The organism is Maribacter taeanensis, from assembly GCF_047345145.1.
Taxonomy (GTDB): Bacteria; Bacteroidota; Bacteroidia; order Flavobacteriales; family Flavobacteriaceae; genus Maribacter_C.
The window spans coordinates 873878-895412 of sequence record NZ_JBLFER010000001.1; the positions used below are offsets into that span (position 1 = coordinate 873878).

A 21535-nucleotide genomic window follows, 5' to 3' on the forward strand; every position below is an offset into this window, starting at 1 on the left:
GAACATTATGAATGGAAAAAGAATTATGAACACGCTGTTCTTGGCATTCCTTTTATTAGGTATTACTGTCAATGCAGCCGAAAAGAAAGATGCTCTTGTCGCAGACAAAACTGTTGCATTAGCTGATTTTCTAAATGACATTAGTGAAGCTCACGAAGTGTTCTTCACCTACAACCCTATGGTGATTTCTGGGGCAAATTTAAACCCAGAGGAATATCGTTATAATTCCTTAGGAAAAATCATTAACAAATTAGAAGTTAAAACTAATTTTGACTTTGAATATTTAGGAAACAAGTACTATGTAGTACACCCTAAAAAAGTAAAAAGAGCTGTAGTAGAAAAGATAAGTACTACTAAAGGACTTGGCTTTGCAACGGTTAAAGACTTATCAATACTTCAAAATTCAGTGTCTGGTAAAGTCACTGATCAAGATGGTATTGCTTTAGCAGGTGTAAACATTGTTGAAAAAGGTTCTTCAAACGGAACTACGACAGATTTTGATGGTAATTATACCATCACGGTAGGTTCAGATGCCACACTAGTATTTAGCTACATAGGATTTGGTTCTGTGGAACAAAAAGTAGGAGGCCGTTCTTCGGTTAATGTGCAGCTTTCTGAAGGTGTGCAACTTGAAGAGTTTATCGTGGTAGGTTCTAGAACAGCCCCTCGTAGTAATACAGATACACCGTTACCTGTAGATGTTGTTGGCGTAAAGGAACTAACCTCTACAGGGCAAGCAACTTTCGATAAAGCCTTGCAGTATAGAATTCCTTCCTTTAATACAGTTCAAACTCCTGTAAATGATGCGACTTCTTTATTAGATCCTTACGAAATTCGTAACATGGGGCCAAGTAGAACTTTGATCTTGATAAACGGAAAACGTAAGAACTTAAGTGCACTATTGTATACACAAACCTCTCCTGGTCGTGGTGAAACGGGTGCAGATATTTCTGCAATTCCCACAGATGCGATTAAAAAGGTTGAAATCTTACGTGATGGTGCATCTGCGCAATATGGTTCTGATGCGATTGCAGGTGTAATGAACATTATTTTAAAAGATTCTCCAAATGAAGGTTCTGGTACTGTACGATTAGGCATAACTTCTGAAGGTGATGGCGAAATGTTCGGTGTTGCCGTGAATAATGGTTCAAAAATCGGAGATGACAAAGGTTTCGTAAACTACACTATAGATTTATCTAAAGTGAACTTAGCAAACCGACCCGGTACAGTTGATGCCGCTGGTGAAGCAGGTGATTTCGGTGCAGATATCGCGGATGTTCAAGAATTTTTATCAAGAAGACCTGATGCCGGTAACATAAATGGTTCCCCCGAAACCGCAGCAGCAAAATTCTCAGTTAATATGGGATTTGATTTAAGTGAAAACACACAACTTTATGGTAATGCTGCGTATGTATACAAGGCGGTGAATAGTTTTGCAAATTATAGAACTCCGTACTGGAGAACTGAAGCTGACTTTCCATATTTAGCTGATTTCTTTCCTAATGGACCTGGAGGCAGCTATGATGGTTATGTACCTACCTTTGAAGGTTTATTAAGCGATTACAACGGTACAGTTGGTTTCCGCTCAAAGATAAATGATTGGAACATTGACGCAAGTTTTACCACGGGTGGCAACTTACAGACTTACAAGGTAAATCAGTCACATAACCGTAATGTTGTTTTCTCGCCTTCAACATGGGTAGATGCAAATGGCAATGGCACTATTGATGATGGTGAAGTAACGGAAGGTTCAGAATTATATAGAGCAAATAGCCAGCAATCTTTCGATCCAGGTGGAACGAAATTCACACACAATGTTGGTAATATCGATATTTCAAAATTGCTTTCAGACAAAGTAAGCATTGGTATTGGGGCTGAGTTTAGAACTGAAACGTTTGAGGTTATCGAGGGTGAGCTAGCATCTTATGATGGTGGTGGAGCAGATTCATTTGCAGGTGCTTCTCCTCAAAACTCAGGAAAGTTCAACCGTTATAACATTGGTGGATATTTCAGTTTAGACTACGATGTAACAGATGCTTTCTTATTAAGTGGTACCGTAAGAACTGAAAACTATTCTGATTTTGGGAATGCCTTTGTTTACAAGTTTAGCTCACGCTATAAAGTAAGCGATGCATTTAACTTAAGAGGTTCTATCTCTTCTGGTTTCAGAGCTCCAACACTACACCAAATTTTCACTCAAAAAGCGCAGTATAGTTTTATTCCTGGTCAAGGAATTCAGGTTGGTGGTTTAATAAATAACGTTTCAACACAAGCAAAATTATTAGGTATTCCTCAATTAGATGCTGAAACTTCAAACAACTTTACCGTTGGTGTTGCTGGTAAGATTTCGAATAACTTCAGCTATACTTTAGATTACTATAACATCGCTGTTAAAGACCGCGTGGTTCTAAGTACTGAAATAGGTCCAACTGCTGCTGGAAATACGGCCTTGGATGATATCTTAAATAGCAATAACCTTTCTGATGTAAGTTTCTTTGTAAACGGAATTGATACAAAAACATCAGGTATAGATGTAGTTCTTAGCTATAAAGACATTGCTATTGGAGCCGGTAATCTTGATTTAAACTTATCAGGGAACTATACGATTCAAAATGAGCGTGATGGAGATGTAAAGAATCCAGATTTGGTGGAACAAGCTGGTCAGTCTGTTGTTAATCAAACACAGGAAGCTTTATTCTTTACTTCGAGACCCGTAACAAAATGGATCTTAGGCGCAAACTATGATATCAATAAATTTGGTTTCTCTTTAAACAACACCTATTTCGGAAAAACAAGCTTTTTCCAGCAAGGTTTGAGTACTGATGCAAACGGACTATTCAATATTGGAACGGAGTTTACACCGAAAATAGTAACTGATTTAGCTATCAATTTCAATGCAACTGAAAAATTTACAATTGCTTTGAATGTAAACAACCTTTTAAATGTATTACCAGAATGGAATTTTGTTTCTCAAAATGCCGCGGGAGATGCAATTTTAGCCGACCCCGCTCAAGTTCAAAACCAATCGAATCTGATTACATTTAACCAAAGATATTCTCAAATGACCTATGATGGGTATCACTTTAGCCAATTGGGTACAATGTTTAATCTTTCATTGAACTATAAGTTTTAAGTCTGAGTTAGTTTATTTTTTAAAAAGCCGTTCAGAAATGGGCGGCTTTTTTTATACTTTCGATTTATGCCAAAACAAATCACTTTACAAGGAATTCTATTTGATGAAAAATCGTCTTATTTAAGAGGCCCTGCCCTAGCACCGCCATTAATTAGAAAAGCTTATCATAGCGAATCTGCAAACTATTTCGCTGAAAATGGCATGGAAATACTACCAGAAATATGGGATGATAAAGGAGATTTTGAAATTCAAGACTATTTCGATATAGAGAAAATTACCTCTCAAAATCTAGCAGCTGAAGCACCATTGATTACCTTAGGTGGAGATCATTCGATTACTTATCAGCTTCTAAAAGCACATTATAAAAAATACGGAGCAGTTGATATTCTTCATATAGATGCACATGCAGATTTATACGATAATTTTGAAGGAGATAAATATTCACACGCTTGTCCGTTTGCACGTATTATGGAAGATGGTTTGGCCAATAGATTGGTGCAAATCGGAATTCGAACACTTTCAAAACATCAACAAGAACAAGCAGATAAATTTGGAGTAGAAATCATTCAAATGAAAGATTTTGATTTGAAGCAGCTACCTACATTCGAGAATCCAATTTATCTTTCCTTGGATATTGATGGACTCGACCCTGCTTTTGCTCCAGGAGTCTCACATCATGAACCAGGAGGATTAAGTACTAGAGAAGTTTTGAATATCATTCAGAATATCAATGTTCCAATTCTTGGAGCAGATATTGTCGAATATAATCCGACGAGAGATATTAATAATATGACAGCCATGGTGAGTGCTAAGATGCTAAGGGAAATAGCTGTTAAGATACTAGAAGCTTAGTCCGATTTATTTAAACGCAAAGATCGCAAGGGTTAACGCAAGGTTCACAAAGAGATTGGTCTCCTTCAATTAAATATGTTTTGCTCCGTTTTTTAAAACAAGAAACCCAAGCCAAAGCTCAGGTTTTATTCATTTTTTCGCTAATGAGACTATCGTCTATAGACTACGAACTAAAAATTATCCCTCAGGGTGCATAAAAGCCTGTTTCCCTAAAAGCACTTCTTCAGTTTCGACGTTGTCTTCATCAGGCACGCAGCAATCTACAGGACAAACCGCAGCGCATTGTGGTTCTTCATGAAAGCCCATACATTCCGTACATTTATCTGGAGAAATATAATAGATTTCGTCACTTATCGGCTCTTGAACTTCATCGGCATTTACTGCTTTTCCATCAGGTAGAACGACATCTCCATTTAACGAAGTTCCGTCACTATAACGCCACTCGTCCGCTCCTTCGTAGATTGCAGTGTTCGGGCATTCAGGCTCACAAGCACCGCAATTGATACATTCATCCGTTATTATAATTGCCATAATTTTCTCTTTATGCTGAACTAGTTTCAGTATCTGCCTTATCTATCTGCATTACAATTGACAGTTCGAAATCAATTCAGTATCACTATTTTTGCGCAAAGGTAATCCCTAACACAATTTTGCACAAATATATGAACGACCAACGGAAAACATTTATTGCTTTCGTTAAACTTGGCACATTTTTTCGAGAATTTTGCAATGGTAATGTCTCAGAAAGTGAGTGGCATAAAACCTTTACCGAAGTAATCGCTCTTGCAAAACATCATAATGGGTGGTTTACTGAAGAAAATATTCATTTTGCCCTAAAGGGATGGGGCGATCTGTTGACGGAAGAAAAACTATCCGCATGGCTTTCAAACTATTCCGTTGAAGTCAATCAGGCGAAAACTGTCGCTATTATTATGGCGGGGAATATACCCTTAGTTGGCTTTCATGATTTCTTATCCGTTTTAATTACAGGAAATAGGGTACTGGTAAAATTATCTAGCAATGATAAAGGCCTGCTTCCTCTAATTGCTAAATATCTAATCGAGATTGAACCTTCTCTAAAAGACCAAATTATTTTTACAGAAGAAAAGCTTAAAAATTTTGATGCTGTAATAGCCACCGGAAGCAATAATACAGCACGTTATTTTGAACATTACTTTTCAAAAGTACCTAATATCATTCGAAAAAATCGAAACTCTGTTGCTGTTCTGACTGGAAATGAAACCACTAATGAACTAGCAGCCTTGGGTGAAGACATTTTCCGATATTACGGGCTTGGGTGTAGAAGTGTATCCAAAATATTTGTTCCACAGGAATATGATTTTGATGCCTTTTTCAAATCCATTTATGATTTCAATCCCATTATTCAACAAGCCAAATACGCGAACAATTACGATTACAATAAGGCTGTGTATTTGATGAGTGAGTTTAAAATTCTTGAAAACGGATTCTTGATGTTAAAGGAAGACGAGAGTTATGCATCCCCTATTGCTTCTGTTTTTTATGAAACCTATGATTCATCCGAAGAACTAAATGAGAAATTGAAAAATGAAGCTGAAAAAATTCAATGTATTGTGGCAAAAGGCTTCATAGAAGGAGAAATTCCCTTTGGAAAAACACAACAACCTGAATTAAATGATTATGCAGACGGAGTCGACACTGTTGACTTCTTGTTAAAAACATCACAGATTTAATGGCTTTTGTATGGCAATGATTCTCTAGATTTTTAAGACCTTTACCCGCTTAATTTAAACCTGTTTCCAGACCTAAAAACAAATTCATGAAAAAACATAATTTTAGTGCAGGACCCTGTATTTTACCTCAAGAAGTATTAAAGAAAGCATCTGAATCTGTATTAGATTTTAATGGTTCGGGATTATCATTAATCGAAATTTCGCATCGTAGTAAAGACTTTGTAGAAGTTATGGAAACCGCACGTTCTTTGGCTCTAGAACTTTTAGGTCTTGAAGGAAAAGGGTACAAAGCCCTATTCTTGCAAGGTGGGGCCAGTATGGAATTCTTAATGGTTGCTTATAATCTATTGGAAACCAAAGCAGGTTATCTGAACACGGGTACTTGGAGTGACAAGTCTATTAAAGAAGCAAAACTTTTTGGTGAAGTAATCGAAGTAGGTTCTTCTAAAGATGAAAATTTCAAATACATTCCTAAAGGATATACCATTCCGTCAGGACTTGATTATTTACACCTCACATCTAACAACACCATTTTTGGAACGCAGATGAAGAAATTCCCTACTACGGATGCTCCTCTAGTTTGTGACATGAGTTCAGATATCTTTTCAAGACAAATGGATTTCTCGCAATTTGATTTGATTTATGCTGGAGCGCAGAAAAACATGGGGCCAGCAGGAACTACTTTGGTAGTGGTTAAAGAAGATATCTTAGGAAAGGTTTCACGCCAAATCCCATCAATGCTTGACTATAAGGTTCACATCGGAAAGGACAGTATGTTTAATACCCCAGCGGTTTTTCCCGTATACGTTTCGATGTTAACGATGCAGTGGCTGAAAGATATGGGTGGTATAGCTGCTATTGAAGAAATCAATGAAAAGAAATCAAGATTGCTGTATTCTGAAATTGATTTGAGTCCTGCTTTTCAAGGCTATGCCAACAAAGAGGATCGTTCAAACATGAACGCAACATTCAATATCACTGATGAAAAACTAAAAGAAGAATTTGATTCTATGCTTAAAGAAGCCGGTATTAACGGACTCAACGGTCACCGTTCGGTAGGCGGATATCGGGCATCTATGTACAATGCCCTTTCTTTGGAAAGTGTGGGTGTGTTAGTTGATGTTATGAGTGAAATGGAAAGAAAAGGGTAATCATGAAAATACTAGCAAACGACGGGGTATCACAATCGGGTATCGATGCTTTGGAAAAAGCGGGTTTTGAAGTTCTAACAACAACAGTTGCTCAGGAACAGCTGATAAACTTCATTAATGAAAATGAAATCGTTGGACTATTGGTGCGAAGCGCTACCAAGGTACGTACAGATGTAATCGATAATTGCTCGAGCCTCAAACTTATAGGACGCGGTGGTGTTGGTATGGACAATATAGACGTAGCCTACGCCAAGGAAAAAGGATTACATGTCATCAATACTCCTGCAGCTTCATCAGAATCGGTGGCGGAATTGGTATTTGCACATTTATATGGTGGTGTACGATTCTTATATGATGCCAACCGTAATATGCCGTTAGACGGCGACAGTAAGTTTAAAGATTTAAAGAAGGCTTACGCAAAAGGCACTGAGCTTAGAGGGAAAACCTTGGGTGTAATTGGTTTTGGCAGAATTGGACAATCAACGGCTAAAATAGCCTTAGGAGTGGGTATGAAAGTCATTTACTCTGACCCTTATATGGATGCTGCTTCAGTAAGTATTCCTTTTTTTGATGGACAATCCATTTCTTTTAATTTTAAAAGTATCTCGAAAGAAGCTTTATTAAAGGAAGCTGATTTTGTAACGGTTCATGTTCCTGCCCAAAAAGAATATGTTATCGGAAAGACTGAAATCGCTTTAATGAAAGATGGCGCTGGAATTGTCAATGCCGCAAGAGGTGGTGTTATTGATGAAGTGGCTTTGGTAGAAGCTTTAGACAGCAAAAAATTGTCATTTGCCGGTTTGGATGTTTTTGAATCAGAACCAACTCCTGAGATTAAAATATTGATGAATCCCAATATTTCTCTCACACCACACATTGGCGCCGCTACAGGTGAAGCTCAAAATCGCATTGGTTTGGAGCTAGCAAACCAAATTATTTCCTTATTAAAATAGAAACAGCGAAAACCCTTAAGTACAACGCAATAGTTTCCAACTCTTTTTGTACATTACGCTTCAATTTTTAAAACACTAAATACAATGTCAGGATTATTAGATTTACTAAACAGCCCAATGGGTAAACAATTAATAAGTGGTGTAGCCGGACAAACCGGTCAACCAGAAAATAAAACCGGAGATGTTCTTAGCATGGCGATGCCTTTATTGTTAGGTGCAATGAAGAAAAATGTTGCAACACCGCAAGGAGCGCAAGGTTTAATGGGTGCCTTGTCTGGAAAACATGATGGTGGTATTCTTGATGATTTAGGTGGTTTATTCGGGGGTGGTGTAGATGAAGCTGTCACCAATGATGGTGCTGGCATATTAGGACACCTTTTTGGAGGAAAGCAAGGTAATGTCGAGAATGCGTTAAGCCAAAAATCAGGAATGGACACAGGCTCTATTGCAAACATTCTTAAGATTGCCGCCCCAATCGTTATGGGTTTCATAGGAAAGCAAACAAAACAGAATAACGTTCAAGATGCTGGTGGTATGAATAATTTGCTTGGTAGTATGCTAGGGGGGCAACCACAGCAAAACCAAAGCTTAATTACAACTTTGCTTGACGCTGATGGTGATGGTAGCATTTTAGATGATGTTGCTGGTATGGTAATGGGCGGAGGCCAAAAGAAAAGTGGCGGCCTTGGTGGACTTCTTGGCGGTCTATTTGGAAAATAGAAATCAGTAAAACATATTTAACAGAACCGCTCACATCAACAAGAGCGGTTTTTTTGTACCTTAAACCTATGAAAAAGATTATATCAGTTCTCTTCATTCTAGCCATTATTATTTTGGTTGCTAGTTGTGGAAGTACCAAAGAAACTGTCGATATTCCTGATGTCACCGATGCGGAAAAGGAAGCTTTCAGTCAAACTGAAGGCGACACCATTAATATTTCAAGCGATGAAACGGAATACGAAATCATTATCATAGAACCTGGCTTCAATATTTGGCTACGAAGTATAGCTAGACCTGAAGGGTATTATTCACAATCCTTTTTAGAAACAAGGAACCAAATAATGGTCACAAACTGGAATCAAAGGGTTTTACAACCTTCTCGGTACAATCCTAATCTGTACGAAATGCAAATTGATTATCAACAAAACATTGATTACGGCTACGAAGTAAATTACAAGCTCTACAATTACTTCATTTATTTTCAAAGAAAATACCGGCAACGACTTGGTCCATTTATAGCAAGAATTTAAAGTTGCACCGTATATTTGCATCGCAAAACTTGATTCATGCAGAAGTTCAAAGAACGCTGGGAAATACAACAGAATTGGCAGCTTATATTTCCTCTTCTAGGCATTATAGGAACTGTATATAGTTCTTTCAAATTAGCCAAAATTATAACCAAAGACATCAATTTCTTTTTAAGTGTAAGCCTTTCATTAGTATTGTCTTATCTATTAATTAAGCTCTGTCTATTCATTTTTAAAAAATTAGAAAACAAGTGGATTGTAAATTACCGCTGGGAAATGATTCGCATCTTCATCGTTTTCGCCATTACGGGCAGTTCAAGTGTTGTTATTGGAAGACCTATTATCAAGTTATTAGGAATAAGCAAGGAAAATCTTAATGTCTTTGTCTACTGGATTCTATTTATGGTCATAAGCCTGATATTCTATCAAATACTATTGGTGCTTTTCGGATGGCTTTTCGGGCAGTTTCAATTTTTCTGGACCTTCGAAAAGAAAATGCTCAGCCGTTTCGGATTGGGTTTCATTTTTAAAGAAGAAAATAATTAGACTTTCCTTAACTATCTTCATCCATAAATTCTTTACATTTAACGCGTGAAAGTTTTTTTGAAACAATTTTGCAAAAATATCTTAGCAATTCTTTTGGTATCGGCGATTTTCGCCCCTAATGCTGTTAAGACGGCTCATGCACTTTTCGAGCATCAAGAATTGCTTTGTATTGATGATAGTACTACTCACGTTCACGAGATAGAATTTGATTGTGACTTTCAGAAATTCAAACTCTCTCCGCAGCAATATCCCGTTTTTGTAAAGGTTCAAAAACTAACTACTAATTTTACAAAAGAAAAAGATAAAAATCATTATACTTTTTTAAGTAAATACCAAAAACTACCTTTTGCCCTTCGGGGTCCTCCATCTGCTTCCTAGTTCTCAGAAGCCGTAAATACTTTTAATTTTATTCGAACAAGACACGATGAAGAAATTTGCGTTCATGCTATTTCTTTTAAGTATTGTTGGCCAAGGATTCGCTCAAAATTGTGAATCCATACTTCTAGGGCAAGTTGTTGACTTTCATGACAACACGCCTTTAGATGGGGCCACCATACTCATAACAGGAACACCGTTAACAACCATGACCAAATCTGATGGAAAATTCAGGTTTGAAGGGATTTGTGATGGTGTTTTGGAATTGGAAATCTTTCATCCGGATTGCAAATCACAGTTCATAACGATTACTATGGAGGGTGATACCTATAAAGAAATTAGTTTAGAACACCACTTAGAAGAACTACAGGAAGTAAAAGTAGTTGGTGATTTGGTTAAAAAGGAAACCAATTCCGCATCAGAACAAACCTTAAGCCTCAATACCATTGAGCGTTTTAGTGGAAAGAGTATTGGAGATGCATTGCGAGAAATCGCAGGGGTATCGTCCTTAAATACGGGTTCGAATATCGTTAAACCCAGTATTCATGGTTTGAATGGTAGCCGTGTTCTTATTTTGAACGATGGCGTACGCATGCAAGATATGGAGTGGGGTGAAGAACATGCTCCCAATATAGATATCAATGGGTCAGGTTCAATTTCTGTTATAAAAGGAGCTGCAGCTTTGCAATACGGTGGCGATGCCATTGGGGGAGTAATCGTGGTTTCTCCGCAAAAGACAATCAAAAAAGATTCACTTTTTGGTAAAACTTTGTTGAATGCAATGACCAATGGTCGTGGTGGAAACATAAGCTCTGAATTGAGCAAAACCTATGAAAGTGGATGGTTTGCCAACGGTCAAGCTTCTTTTAAAAGATTGGGCGACCGTGAAGCGCCAGGTTATGTTTTGTCCAATACAGGAGTACAGGAAATAGGAGTCAAACTTAACGTTGGAAAGCAAATGTTTGATTGGGGCTGGAAGGCGAACTATAGTTTCTTCGATGCAGAATTGGCTATTCTTCGCGCTTCACATATCGGAAATGTTGATGATTTAATTCGAAGTATTAACGGAGGACAACCAGAGGTAATCGACCCGTTTACCTATGAGATCGTGGCACCACGCCAAGAAGTCACACATCACATTGCTAGTTTAAATGTGTACAAAAGATTTCAAGGTTTGGGAAAATGGAATTTTCAGTACGATTTTCAAAACAATCGTAGGTTTGAATATGATGTCCGTGTGGGGGATGATCGAAATACAGCATCCATTGACTTAGAGCTCACCACGCACACCTTCGCAACAGATTTCAAATGGGATGCAAATTCCAAGTACACCTTGACTACTGGATTAATGGCCCGCTTTCAAGATAATTTTGCCAATCCAGCGACTGGAGTGCGTCGTTTGATTCCCGATTACGAAAAATTCGATTTTGGAGGATTTTTAATTGCAGAATTTAATTTGAATGAAAGTTTTACATTAGATGCAGGGGTTAGATATGATTTCAACAGGATTAATGCCCAAAAGTTCTATCTAACATCGCGATGGGAAGAACGTGGATATGATACCGAGTTTGAAAGTTTGGTTATAGACGATTTGGGAACACAGTTATTGACAAATCCCAAATTTGATTACCACAATTTCTCAGGTACTGCTGGGTTTCAATACGAACCTGACAACAGCACCAATTTTCGGTTTAATTATGCCTTGGCGCAGCGAGCACCAAATCCTTCTGAGCTATTTAGTGATGGTTTACATCATTCCGCAGCAAGGATAGAATTGGGCGATTTACGCATTTCTAGTGAGACTTCTCATAAGGTCTCGCTATCACAAAGCAAAGATTTCGAGAGCTGGGGGTATTCCGTAGAGCCGTATGCAAATTTCATTTCAAATTTTATCCTTTTGGAGCCAACGGGTGTTGAATTTACCATACGGGGAGCTTTTCCTGTTTGGTCGTATCGTCAAACAAATGCAAGGCTTATCGGAGTGGATTTTACCGCGTATACCGAGTTTCATACCAATTGGAAAACCAATCACAGTTTTTCTTTGGTAAAAGGAAAGGACATGTCTAAAGGTGGAGCTTTGATTCAAATTCCGCCAGTGAGTTTTAGAAATATACTAACCTATCTGAGACCGCAATGGAATGATTTTGAGATCGGACTTGAAAGTAGATACGCTTTTCGTCAAAACGAGTTTCCACCTAACTTGGTTGTTCTATCACCAGAACAACAACAAGAGGTGGTTTTGGCAATTAACACCCCACCAAAGGCCTATCACCTTTTAGCCTTACACGCTAAGATGGCTTTTACGGTTTTTGGGAACAGTATGCTTACAACATCGGTAAGTGCTGAAAACCTTTTGAATACAAATTACAGAGCCTATTTAAACAGACAACGTTACTTCGCCGACGATTTGGGAAGAAACTTAAGTCTACAATTAAAATTAAACTATTAACTATTAAAATTAGAAAAATGAAAAATTATAAAAACACTATGCAGAAATCAGTTTTAGCTTTATTCGTCTTAATCAGTGCAAGTCTTTTTGTCGGATGTTCAGATGATGATGACCCACCAACACCTGTAAATGAGGAAGAAGTTATCACTACCATGAATGTTACGCTTACGGCAGCAGGAGCAACAACCGTTACTTTGCAATCTCAAGATTTGGATGGTGATGGACCAAATGCCCCAACCATTTCAGTTTCGGGTGATTTAACAGCAAATACCACTTATGCCGGGACCATAGAACTCTTGAATGAGACAGAATCTCCTGCAGAAGATATTACTGAAGAAGTAAAAAGTGAAGATGATGAACACCAATTTATATTCGTCAGTGGTGGTACAATTAGTGGTATTACATACAGTGATGAAGATGGTGATGGTAATCCTGTAGGAATTGAGTTTGACTTAACTACAGGTGATGCAGGAAGTGGATCTTTGCAAATTACATTACGACATGAACCAAAGAAGCCTAACGATGGAACTTTGGCAGATGCCGGTGGAGAAACTGATATTACACAGACTTTCAATCTTACTGTGCAATAAGAAAATTATAATTCAATTATGCCTTTGGTCTTGACTTTCCAAGACCAAAGGTTATTTGTTTAAAGAAGTTTTTAGGGAATTCTTCATCTCCAACAAAACCCAATTCGATTTTTCCTCCATCTTCGGGAATGTAGTTTGTTTTAAAAATATAATCCCAGAGACTAAGGCTGATTCCGAAATTAACTCCTCTACTCCTATCTTCAGGAAGTGTATAAGCATGATGATACAAATGCATCACGGGATTGTTTAAAATATATTTTAAAGGGCCCCAAGTGAGCTTAATATTTGCATGATTGAAGTGTCCGATGGCTATTGCAGCAAAATGGACAATATAGGCTTGCTCAGGTTCAAAACCACCTAGAATCATTACACCGAAAGTCTTTAAAGGTTTGTAAAGAATATTCTCCATCCAATGGTATCTTAAATGTGCTGCAAAGCCCATTTCCTTTACTGAATGGTGTACTTTATGGAACTTCCAAAGAAACTCAAAACGATGTAAAAGTGTATGTGTAAACCACTGTACAAAGTCTAAAACAATAAAGAAAACAACTAGTTGTAACCATGCCGGCCATGCGGTAATATCAATTAATGCTAAGGACTTGGAGGTTATTCCCATATCTACAAACAACAATCCTAAAAGTTTATAAACACCGCTTATAACAATCGCAAAAATGAAGAAATTGAAGAACATGTAAAAGGCATCTAGCCAAAAGTCTTTTCGAAAGATGGATTGTTCTTTTCGCCACGGAAACAAAATCTCAAATCCCCAAACGATGAGGGAAATCAGAATCAATCCCCAGAAATAATTGTTGTACCAAGGTACTTCGAAGAGAATAGATTTCCACGTCCAACTTACTGTTCCTAAAAATGAATTTACAAAGGCATCTATATATCTTTCCATAGCTTAACAATAGTCGTATTCCTAATTCAATACTGACGTTACACTATCTTTTTCAATAGGCAAATCATCAAAATAACTCCATTCAGACCATGAGCCGTCGTAGTTTTTTACATTGGTGTAACCAAGCAACTCGGTTAATACAAATGTCATATGCGCAGATCGAACTCCGGTATGACAATAGGTAATAATAGGTTTGTCCTTCGCCACTCCAACTTGCGAATATATTTTTTCAAGCTCTCCTCTAGCTTTAAACTTTTGATTATCGCTTCTTATTGCTTCCATCCAATCGATATTCAAACTACCAGGAATTCTACCTCCTCGCTTCGCTCCCGACTTCTGTCGTTTCCCACTAAACTCATCGGCCGTTCTACTATCAATCAAAATTAAATCCTTTGTCTCCAATACTGCGCTAAGACCATCTTTACCAACCAAATAATCTTTGGCTTCGGCAGCATTAAACTTAAACTTTGAAGGGGAGGTTTCAGGAACATCCGTTGAAATTGCACCTTGGTTATTCTTCCAATCCGTCCAACCACCATTCAATAATTTCACCTTATTAAAATTATGGATTTTTAGCACCCACCACAAGCGGGCGGCATCACATAAACCTTTATCATCATAGATAATAATGATATCGTCAGGTCGAATTCCCAAATCGGAAATCACATTTTCAAGGGTCTCCTTGGTACCAGCCATACCCTTGTAAGGGTACGTTTTGTCCTCAATATCAGATCTCCAAAGATGCAAGGCACTGGGAATATGACCTGCCTTATATTCCTCTAATTTTCGAAAATCAATGATTTTGATATGCTCCTCTTCTAGAACAGTTTTCAATTTTTTTGCCTCTATTAAATGCCTCGTACTATGATAACCTAAAGTTTCTATTGGAAGTGGAATCGTTTTTACTGCCTCTTTTTCCTTGCAAGAGGAAAACAAAAGGAATGCAAAAAGAATGCTACTAATCCTCCAGATCATACCATTGAATATCGGTTAGTACTGAACGTCTTCCCTTAGCCATCACGGGGTAATTTGTAACCAAATAATTAACAATTATCTCCTCGTTACCCCCTAAATCCCATAGATTCTGGGTTTCTTGCATCCAACGTATGGTTGCTACCCAACGCTCTTTAGACATTCTGTTTTGGAGCACAAGTTCAGAGGAATGGCAATTTGTGCAATTATTAACGGTTTCCATCAATCCCTTAGCTTCTACAAAACCTGTCCGCACATGAATTCCATTTTCAATCTTATCAAAATCATCATCTTCAGGTAGGGTAACATACTCTAAATCAGCCTCGGTAGATTTCGAATCGCCACGAAACAAATCCGGGTTTTTGATATAAGCAATCAAACCCACCGCGATAATGACAAAAGCAATCAAAAAGGTAAATAAGCTTCTATAAACTGCTTTTATCAGTTCTGGTAAATTGGTATTCTCATCCATCGTTTATACTACTTTTATGGCTATGCGGTGACACGCATTATTCAAATATCCTTTCGGATTCCATCCTGGTAAAAGCATCGGTTGAGCCTTATTTTGTGAATCTGTAGCTCTAGCCCAAACCTCATAGTATCCCTTTTTTGGAAAAGAAACAGTAGCCCCAAAATGCTGCCAAGCCAAACGGTTCGCTGGTTTTTCTAAGGAACAATTTTGCCACGTAGCTCCAAAATCAATAGAATATTCCATTTTTGAAACTTCTAACTCCCCTGCCCAAGCATGACCTCGAATATTTAATTTTTTTCCTTCGGATATCTTAGCCCCGGTTTTCGGATAGGTAATCAAAGATTTCACGGGCATGGATTCAATGATGCACATATCTTCATCTTTCACCTTCTCTCCCGGTCCAACCGGATTACAAGGAACCCGATACGCTGTACCTGTCATTTTAGTTCCGTCATGTACTTTATTACGAATACTGATGCGATTAATCCATTTACCAGAAACGGAAGCGGGCCATCCTCCAGCGACTAAACGCAAGGGATATCCATTTGCAAGTGGAATGTCTTCACCATTCATTGCAAAGGCTAACAAGGTTTCATCTTGCAATGCCTTGGCCATTGGTGCTCCACGAGAAATAGGTTCTTTTTCAGGGTCTCTACTTAGGTGTGAATCAGCAGCATGATATCCAATATAAACCGCGTCATCTTTTATCCCGGCATCTGCTAAAACATCTCTTAAGCGAACTCCTGTCCATACTGCACTTGAAACAGCACCGATAGTCCATTGATTTCCTTTTGCAGGCGGGTCAAATTCACTTCGGCCATTTCCACCGCATTCTAATGTTAGTTGATAACTATAGTGTTTGAACTTTGACTTCAGTTCCGACAAAGAATAGGTTTTCTCCCCTTGTACGGACTCTCCGTCTATGGTCAAAGTCCATTTATCGATATCTACGTTTTCAGGAATAAGTCCATTATTTCGAATAAACATGAATTTAGCCGGCGTTATTTTATCATCAAGTAAATGGGCCTGGGCTTCCATATTCCATGGTTTGCTATTCAAAACTACCATTTGAGGATCTTTACCAAACATCTTAAAGGGATCGGGGTCTTGCAGTGCCAATGGTGTGTATCCTTTGGGCATAGAAGCCCCGAGAACAATTTCAGTTCCTAGAATTGCAGTCATTGATGCCAAAGCGGTTTTTTCTATAAAGAAGCGTCTTTTCATATTTCTAAATATCCGGTTGGTTAACTAAAATTACAATCAAATACGAATCATGTCCGTAACTAATGTTACAATACCTGAAAAATACAATTTTTACATTTGAATTATGAAGACCAAACTATTTAAACTGCTTTTGGTTTGTATCCTATGTGCAGCAATAGTGACAGCTATAGTTTTGGCTATTGAATATTTAAATTAAAAATTATGAAGAAAAATATGGGCGGTGCAGACCGCATTATCCGTTTTATTGTAGCCGCTGTAGTTGGCGTTTTATTTTACATGAATATTCTTGAAGGAACACTAGCTTACGTATTACTGGCGCTCGCTGGGGTATTCGTGTTGACAAGCTTCATTAGTTTCTGTCCCCTATATGCATTAGTAGGTTTAAATACCTGCAAAGTAAAAGAGTAAGTTCTTAGTCTACATCTATAATGGTCTCCTTTTTTCCACCTTTAAATATATAGGTGTAAACCCACATGATAGTAAACATTGGAATGATATCTAAACCGGGCACAATTTCCTCAATAAACGTTATTGCTCCAGCTGCCTGACCGGCCTTTCCTTTGTACATTCTTGTCATCAGCCATGCTGCAATTGGTGCCCAAATGATATCAGAAAAGTCACCAATAAATGGAACTACGAAAGAAAGCATCCCGATAGCATCAAATAATAAACCGAGAAAGAGATTTTTGTATTTAGAGTCTTTGGTTTTTGACATATTGAAAATTATGAATTCTAACCAAAGAAAACAATAAAGGTGCCAAAGTTCTGTAAAGTTAAAATGTCCTTCTGAGCACGGCGGACGACTACAAATGATTGCTAGTCATTCTACCGTGCCTCAGGTGGCATAAAATTATGTCAAGTCTGAACTAATCAATTTCAAAAATTCATTTCGGGTTTCGATTTTCTCGAATTGACCTCGGAAACCTGAAGTCGTGGTAACCGAATTTTGTTTCTGAACACCGCGCATCATCATACACATGTGTGAAGCTTCAATAACTACAGCAACTCCTTTCGGTTTTAAAGTGTCATTGATACATTCCAAAATGTCATGCGTTAAGCGTTCTTGTACCTGCAGGCGTCGTGCAAAAACATCAACGATACGGGGAATTTTACTTAGCCCTACAATATGTCCATTAGGGATATAAGCTATATGTGCTTTCCCAAAGAACGGAAGCATATGATGCTCACACAGCGAATACAATTCAATGCCCTTGACAATGACCATATCGTCATAATCTTCTTTGAACATGGCACCCTTTAAGATTTCCGCAGCATCTTGTTGATATCCTTGGGTTAAGAATAACATTGCTTTGGCAGCACGTTCTGGAGTCTTAACCAAACCTTCACGTTTAACATCCTCTCCTATCTCATCAATAATAGATGAGTAGCGCTCTTTTACTTCGTCGGTAATTTCTAAATTGTATTCTTCTAGGTTTTTATATGGAGACATTCAAAAATATTTTGTTTATTCTTTTTCTATAATAGCTAAACAAATTTAATCATTATTCTTGTTACAAAATAAAATTATGATATAATTAGCATTTCAAAGGTACATTCATATTTCCATAATATCTTGGTTCTCTAAGACCATAAAACTATCTCCATAACTTTAAAATCAATTGAGCTAAGCTATTTTGCCATGTCCACCCTAATGTTTACTTTCATCTTATAAAAATTGTAGTATGATTAAAGCCTCAAATATTGAGAAATTCTATGGAGAACTCCAAGTCTTAAAAGGAGTTTATTTGCATATCAAAAAAGGTGAGGTAGTATCAATCGTGGGAGCTTCAGGAGCTGGAAAAACAACCTTATTACAAATTTTAGGCACGTTAGATGTTCCATCCAATAAAGGAAATAGTCAATTAACCATAAATAATACTGAAGTTACACAACTATCAGATAAGGCTTTGGCTAAATTCCGAAATGAACATATCGGATTTATTTTTCAATTCCATCAATTACTTCCAGAATTTACCGCCTTAGAGAATGTTTGTATTCCCGCGTTTATCAAAAAAACGGCACGAGATGAAGCTGAGCATAGAGCAAAGGAGTTGTTAGATTTTCTAGGACTTTCTCATAGATATAATCATAAACCTAACGAGTTATCAGGAGGAGAACAGCAACGCGTTGCTGTAGCCAGAGCATTAGTAAATAGCCCCTCAATTATTTTTGCGGATGAACCCAGCGGAAATTTAGATTCTGAAAGTGCAGATAACTTACATAAGTTGTTTTTCGAGTTACGAGATAAATTTGGACAAACCTTCGTAATTGTAACACATAATGAGCTCTTAGCAGATATGGCTGACCGAAAATTAGTTATGGTCGACGGATTGATTACCAATCAGGCCCAAACGGTCGAAAATGCTTAATAGTTTTCCGTTACTGTTTGAGCTTTGGAACTTTATCAAGAACCCTGTTTATATAGAAGATCAAAATACAGATACCAGCTATAGAGTCAAAATTTTGATGGGTCTAGTTGGAATTGGACTCGCCATTAGTATCGCATTGGGTTTAGTCGGGGGTGTTGTTGAAACAATATTTAGTCTTGATTTGGGTGAACATGCCGTTCAGGCTGCCCTAGAAAAAAATTCGCCATGGTATTTATTTCTCTTAGCTGTCATTATTGCCCCAATTTTTGAAGAATTATTCTTCAGAGGGCCAATGGTGTTTTTTCGTGAGAAAACGTATTTCAAGTATATTTTCTACACATTGACAATTCTATTTGGATTTATTCATATTTCAAATTTTGAAATTTCCAACACTGTTATCTTACTATCCCCAATATTGGTAGCTCCACAAATAGGTGTAGGCGTCATTTTTGGTTTTATACGTATTCGCTTTGGCTTGTTTTGGACCATTTTATGTCACGCACTTTTTAATTTGATTCTGATGGGGCCAGTTCTCATTCTAAGACTCTTAGACCTCCCTTTGGAATGAATAAAATAGAACTCAAAGAATTTCTAGATGCTAAGGTAGTGCAGTACAATCACCCCAAATTTTTGGAAAGTGATCCTATTCAAATTCCACACCGATTTTCTAAAAAAGAAGATATCGAGATAAGTGCATTTCTTACGGCTACTATCGCTTGGGGAAACCGAAAAAGCATTATCAACAATGCTAATCGCATGATGGAGTTGTTAGACAATTCTCCGTACGATTTTGTACTAAACCATCAAGAATCGGACTTAGACAAACTAGCGGGTTTTGTGCATCGCACCTTTAATGCGATCGATTTCAGTTGTTTCATCCAAAGCTTAAAAAACATTTACGTACATCATGACGGGTTGGAAAAGGTATTTGCCAAACAAATAACTACTGATTCAATGCAACCAGCAATATCGGGTTTTAAAGAAGTTTTCTTTGAACTGCCGCATCAAAGCAGAACTACCAAACATGTTAGTGATCCACTAAAAGGTTCTGCCGCAAAGCGTATCAATATGTTTTTACGATGGATGGTTCGCGATAATTCTACCGGAGTTGATTTCGGGCTATGGAATACCATTAGTCCAGCACTACTCTCCTGCCCTTTAGATGTTCATTCAGGAAATGTAGCTCGAAAATTAAAACTACTCAAACGAAAACAAAATGATGCAAAGGCTTTAGCAGAACTTGACAAAAGTTTACGCAAATTAGACCCTAAAGATCCAGTAAAATATGACTTTGCACTTTTCGGATTAGGCGTTTTTGAAAAGTTTTAGTCCAAAAAAAAATGCAAATCCAAATCAGGAAACAATTCCCATATCACCTAAATCCAAAGGTATGGTCTTGCCCCCTTCTTTGATTGATTGGTAAATCGCTTCGCAAATAATCATATCGCGTTTACCCATTTCGCCAGGTGCAAAATTTGTGCTTCCCGTTTTTATATGTTTTGCAAAATCATCCATCTGCAGCATTTGTTGTGATCTATGCGGAAATTTGATTTGCTTACCATCTGAAGTACGACCCGCCAAAGGGCCATAGCTGTGACATGGGTTTAATTCTGCCCAACCCTTTTCAAAACTTACAAAAAGTCGATTTGCATTGGCATTATGACTTGTAAACAAATGCCCTGCCGCTCCATTCGGGAATTGCATTTGGGCAGTAATACTCTCATCGGTATCCTTAAAATATTCGGGGCGAGTACTGAATTCTTGAGCTGAAACTGAAATAGGATTCTTACCAACTCCATATATATTACTTTGTATCGAATAGACTCCCATATTCAGAAGTGCCCCTCCACCCGAAAGTGCTTTGTTTAAGCGCCACTGATCTGGATTACTTCTTGAAATATAACCTGCATCTGATGATACATACTGCACATTTCCAAATGATTTTTCACGAACCATTCGCTTGATCTCATCCGTGTACGGATCAGATTGCATGCGGTAACCTACACTTAATTTAACCCCGGCAGTATTGCACGCCTCTATTATTGCATCACATTCTAAAACGCTTACCGCCATGGGCTTTTCACAGATTACATGTTTGCCAGCCTTAGCTGCACGAATACAGAATTCCGCATGCATGCTATTGGGTAAAACAACGTAAACAATATCAATAGTATCGTTCTTTGCTATATCATCGAAGTTCTCATAGTTATAAACACTTTCTTTAGGAATATCGTACTGCTCCATCCACTGTTTTTCTTTTAGAGGAGTACCTGTTACAATCCCTGCTAAATAACAATGTTCCGCACTTACAAGGGCTGGCGCGAGTTGTCCGGCGCTATAACTTCCTAATCCTACTAGAGCAACGCCTAGTTTCCTTTCTTGCTGTCCTGCGCCCATTCCACAAGCTATAGGCATTCCTGTAAACAAAGCGGTACCGGCAATCCCTTGGGTTAGTCTTTTATTAAAAGTTCTTCGGCTGATATTTGACATAATCTTAGTTTCTTTTCGATTGCTATTTAAAGCTACGAATATTTTTATTGGATACCTCAAACAGCAGGTTTGATATGAACCTCCTTTTCCCTATTTTTA

Annotated in this window: 23 protein-coding genes; 15 read left to right on the top strand and 8 right to left on the bottom strand. The window is 37.8% G+C overall.

Annotated elements, in window-relative coordinates; all coding sequences use genetic code 11:
• Positions 1–7: 7 nt before the first annotated feature.
• Positions 8–3133 (top strand): TonB-dependent receptor, encoded by a 3126-nt coding sequence (locus tag ACKWCD_RS03820; RefSeq protein ID WP_413982608.1) that lies wholly within the window; start codon positions 8–10, stop codon positions 3131–3133.
• Between the two features lie 66 nt (positions 3134–3199).
• Positions 3200–3985, top strand: a complete 786-nt coding sequence (gene speB / locus ACKWCD_RS03825) for an agmatinase (protein WP_413982609.1) — start codon at positions 3200–3202, stop codon at positions 3983–3985.
• A 177-nt stretch (positions 3986–4162) separates the two neighbouring features.
• On the opposite strand, the gene ACKWCD_RS03830 is transcribed toward speB, so the two are convergent.
• Positions 4163–4516: a 4Fe-4S dicluster domain-containing protein gene (locus ACKWCD_RS03830; RefSeq protein WP_413982610.1), complete on the bottom strand. Its 354-nt coding sequence runs from the start codon at positions 4514–4516 to the stop codon at positions 4163–4165.
• Between the two features lie 131 nt (positions 4517–4647).
• Here ACKWCD_RS03830 and ACKWCD_RS03835 point away from each other — a divergent pair, with 131 nt between their 5' ends.
• The 9 genes from ACKWCD_RS03835 to ACKWCD_RS03875 all read left to right on the top strand — a co-directional run bounded on the left by ACKWCD_RS03835 (position 4648) and on the right by ACKWCD_RS03875 (position 13008).
• Positions 4648–5697: an acyl-CoA reductase gene (locus ACKWCD_RS03835; RefSeq protein WP_413982611.1), complete on the top strand. Its 1050-nt coding sequence runs from the start codon at positions 4648–4650 to the stop codon at positions 5695–5697.
• A gap of 86 nt (positions 5698–5783) precedes the next feature.
• Complete coding sequence (serC, locus tag ACKWCD_RS03840) at positions 5784–6848, top strand: 3-phosphoserine/phosphohydroxythreonine transaminase (protein ID WP_413982612.1); 1065 nt, start codon at positions 5784–5786, stop codon at positions 6846–6848.
• Between the two features lie 2 nt (positions 6849–6850).
• Positions 6851–7801, top strand: coding sequence for a D-2-hydroxyacid dehydrogenase (locus ACKWCD_RS03845; protein ID WP_413982613.1), 951 nt, complete (start codon positions 6851–6853; stop codon positions 7799–7801).
• 84 nt (positions 7802–7885) lie between these two features.
• Positions 7886–8521 (top strand): DUF937 domain-containing protein, encoded by a 636-nt coding sequence (locus tag ACKWCD_RS03850; protein WP_413982614.1) that lies wholly within the window; start codon positions 7886–7888, stop codon positions 8519–8521.
• A gap of 68 nt (positions 8522–8589) precedes the next feature.
• Positions 8590–9051 carry a DUF6146 family protein gene (locus ACKWCD_RS03855; protein WP_413982615.1) on the top strand — a complete coding sequence of 154 codons (462 nt, stop codon included), beginning with the start codon at positions 8590–8592 and terminating at the stop codon, positions 9049–9051.
• A 36-nt stretch (positions 9052–9087) separates the two neighbouring features.
• Positions 9088–9594: a DUF6787 family protein gene (locus tag ACKWCD_RS03860; RefSeq protein ID WP_413982616.1), complete on the top strand. Its 507-nt coding sequence runs from the start codon at positions 9088–9090 to the stop codon at positions 9592–9594.
• 57 nt (positions 9595–9651) lie between these two features.
• A complete protein-coding gene (locus ACKWCD_RS03865) occupies positions 9652–9972 on the top strand; it encodes a hypothetical protein (RefSeq protein WP_413982617.1) in 321 nt (106 codons plus the stop codon).
• A gap of 46 nt (positions 9973–10018) precedes the next feature.
• Entirely contained in the window at positions 10019–12418 is a 2400-nt protein-coding gene (locus tag ACKWCD_RS03870) for a TonB-dependent receptor (RefSeq protein WP_413982618.1), read from the top strand.
• 17 nt (positions 12419–12435) lie between these two features.
• The gene (locus ACKWCD_RS03875) at positions 12436–13008 is read left to right on the top strand and encodes a type 1 periplasmic binding fold superfamily protein (RefSeq protein WP_413982619.1); all 573 of its coding nucleotides are present in this window, start codon (positions 12436–12438) and stop codon (positions 13006–13008) included.
• A 16-nt stretch (positions 13009–13024) separates the two neighbouring features.
• Here ACKWCD_RS03875 and ACKWCD_RS03880 read toward each other — a convergent pair whose 3' ends face one another.
• From ACKWCD_RS03880 to ACKWCD_RS03895, 4 genes are read right to left on the bottom strand one after another with little or no spacing between them, the layout of a single operon-like run.
• Positions 13025–13909: a sterol desaturase family protein gene (locus ACKWCD_RS03880; protein WP_413982620.1), complete on the bottom strand. Its 885-nt coding sequence runs from the start codon at positions 13907–13909 to the stop codon at positions 13025–13027.
• Between the two features lie 21 nt (positions 13910–13930).
• Entirely contained in the window at positions 13931–14884 is a 954-nt protein-coding gene (locus tag ACKWCD_RS03885; protein WP_413982621.1) for a sulfurtransferase, read from the bottom strand.
• Positions 14868–15353 carry a monoheme cytochrome C gene (locus tag ACKWCD_RS03890; RefSeq protein ID WP_413982622.1) on the bottom strand — a complete coding sequence of 162 codons (486 nt, stop codon included), beginning with the start codon at positions 15351–15353 and terminating at the stop codon, positions 14868–14870. Before ACKWCD_RS03890 ends, ACKWCD_RS03885 begins: the two co-directional genes overlap by 17 nt.
• Before the next feature lie 3 nt (positions 15354–15356).
• Positions 15357–16577, bottom strand: coding sequence for a sulfite oxidase (locus tag ACKWCD_RS03895; RefSeq protein WP_413982623.1), 1221 nt, complete (start codon positions 16575–16577; stop codon positions 15357–15359).
• 201 nt (positions 16578–16778) lie between these two features.
• Between ACKWCD_RS03895 and ACKWCD_RS03900 the strand changes: the two genes are divergently transcribed.
• The gene (locus ACKWCD_RS03900) at positions 16779–16985 is read left to right on the top strand and encodes a YgaP family membrane protein (protein ID WP_413982624.1); all 207 of its coding nucleotides are present in this window, start codon (positions 16779–16781) and stop codon (positions 16983–16985) included.
• A gap of 4 nt (positions 16986–16989) precedes the next feature.
• Here ACKWCD_RS03900 and ACKWCD_RS03905 read toward each other — a convergent pair whose 3' ends face one another.
• Both ACKWCD_RS03905 and folE read right to left on the bottom strand, forming a co-directional pair.
• The gene (locus ACKWCD_RS03905) at positions 16990–17292 is read right to left on the bottom strand and encodes a hypothetical protein (protein WP_413982625.1); all 303 of its coding nucleotides are present in this window, start codon (positions 17290–17292) and stop codon (positions 16990–16992) included.
• A gap of 135 nt (positions 17293–17427) precedes the next feature.
• On the bottom strand, positions 17428–18027 hold the full coding sequence (folE, locus tag ACKWCD_RS03910) for a GTP cyclohydrolase I FolE (protein WP_413982626.1): 600 nt from the start codon (positions 18025–18027) through the stop codon (positions 17428–17430).
• Between the two features lie 232 nt (positions 18028–18259).
• Between folE and ACKWCD_RS03915 the strand changes: the two genes are divergently transcribed.
• Genes ACKWCD_RS03915 through ACKWCD_RS03925 form a run of 3 tightly spaced genes read left to right on the top strand, consistent with a single transcriptional unit; the run spans position 18260 to position 20275 of the window.
• Positions 18260–18946 carry an ABC transporter ATP-binding protein gene (locus ACKWCD_RS03915; RefSeq protein WP_413982627.1) on the top strand — a complete coding sequence of 229 codons (687 nt, stop codon included), beginning with the start codon at positions 18260–18262 and terminating at the stop codon, positions 18944–18946.
• On the top strand, positions 18939–19514 hold the full coding sequence (locus tag ACKWCD_RS03920; RefSeq protein ID WP_413982628.1) for a CPBP family intramembrane glutamic endopeptidase: 576 nt from the start codon (positions 18939–18941) through the stop codon (positions 19512–19514). Before ACKWCD_RS03915 ends, ACKWCD_RS03920 begins: the two co-directional genes overlap by 8 nt.
• A complete protein-coding gene (locus tag ACKWCD_RS03925; RefSeq protein WP_413982629.1) occupies positions 19511–20275 on the top strand; it encodes a TIGR02757 family protein in 765 nt (254 codons plus the stop codon). Before ACKWCD_RS03920 ends, ACKWCD_RS03925 begins: the two co-directional genes overlap by 4 nt.
• Before the next feature lie 24 nt (positions 20276–20299).
• Here ACKWCD_RS03925 and ACKWCD_RS03930 read toward each other — a convergent pair whose 3' ends face one another.
• The gene (locus ACKWCD_RS03930; RefSeq protein WP_413982630.1) at positions 20300–21436 is read right to left on the bottom strand and encodes a Gfo/Idh/MocA family protein; all 1137 of its coding nucleotides are present in this window, start codon (positions 21434–21436) and stop codon (positions 20300–20302) included.
• Positions 21437–21535 lie beyond the last annotated feature (99 nt).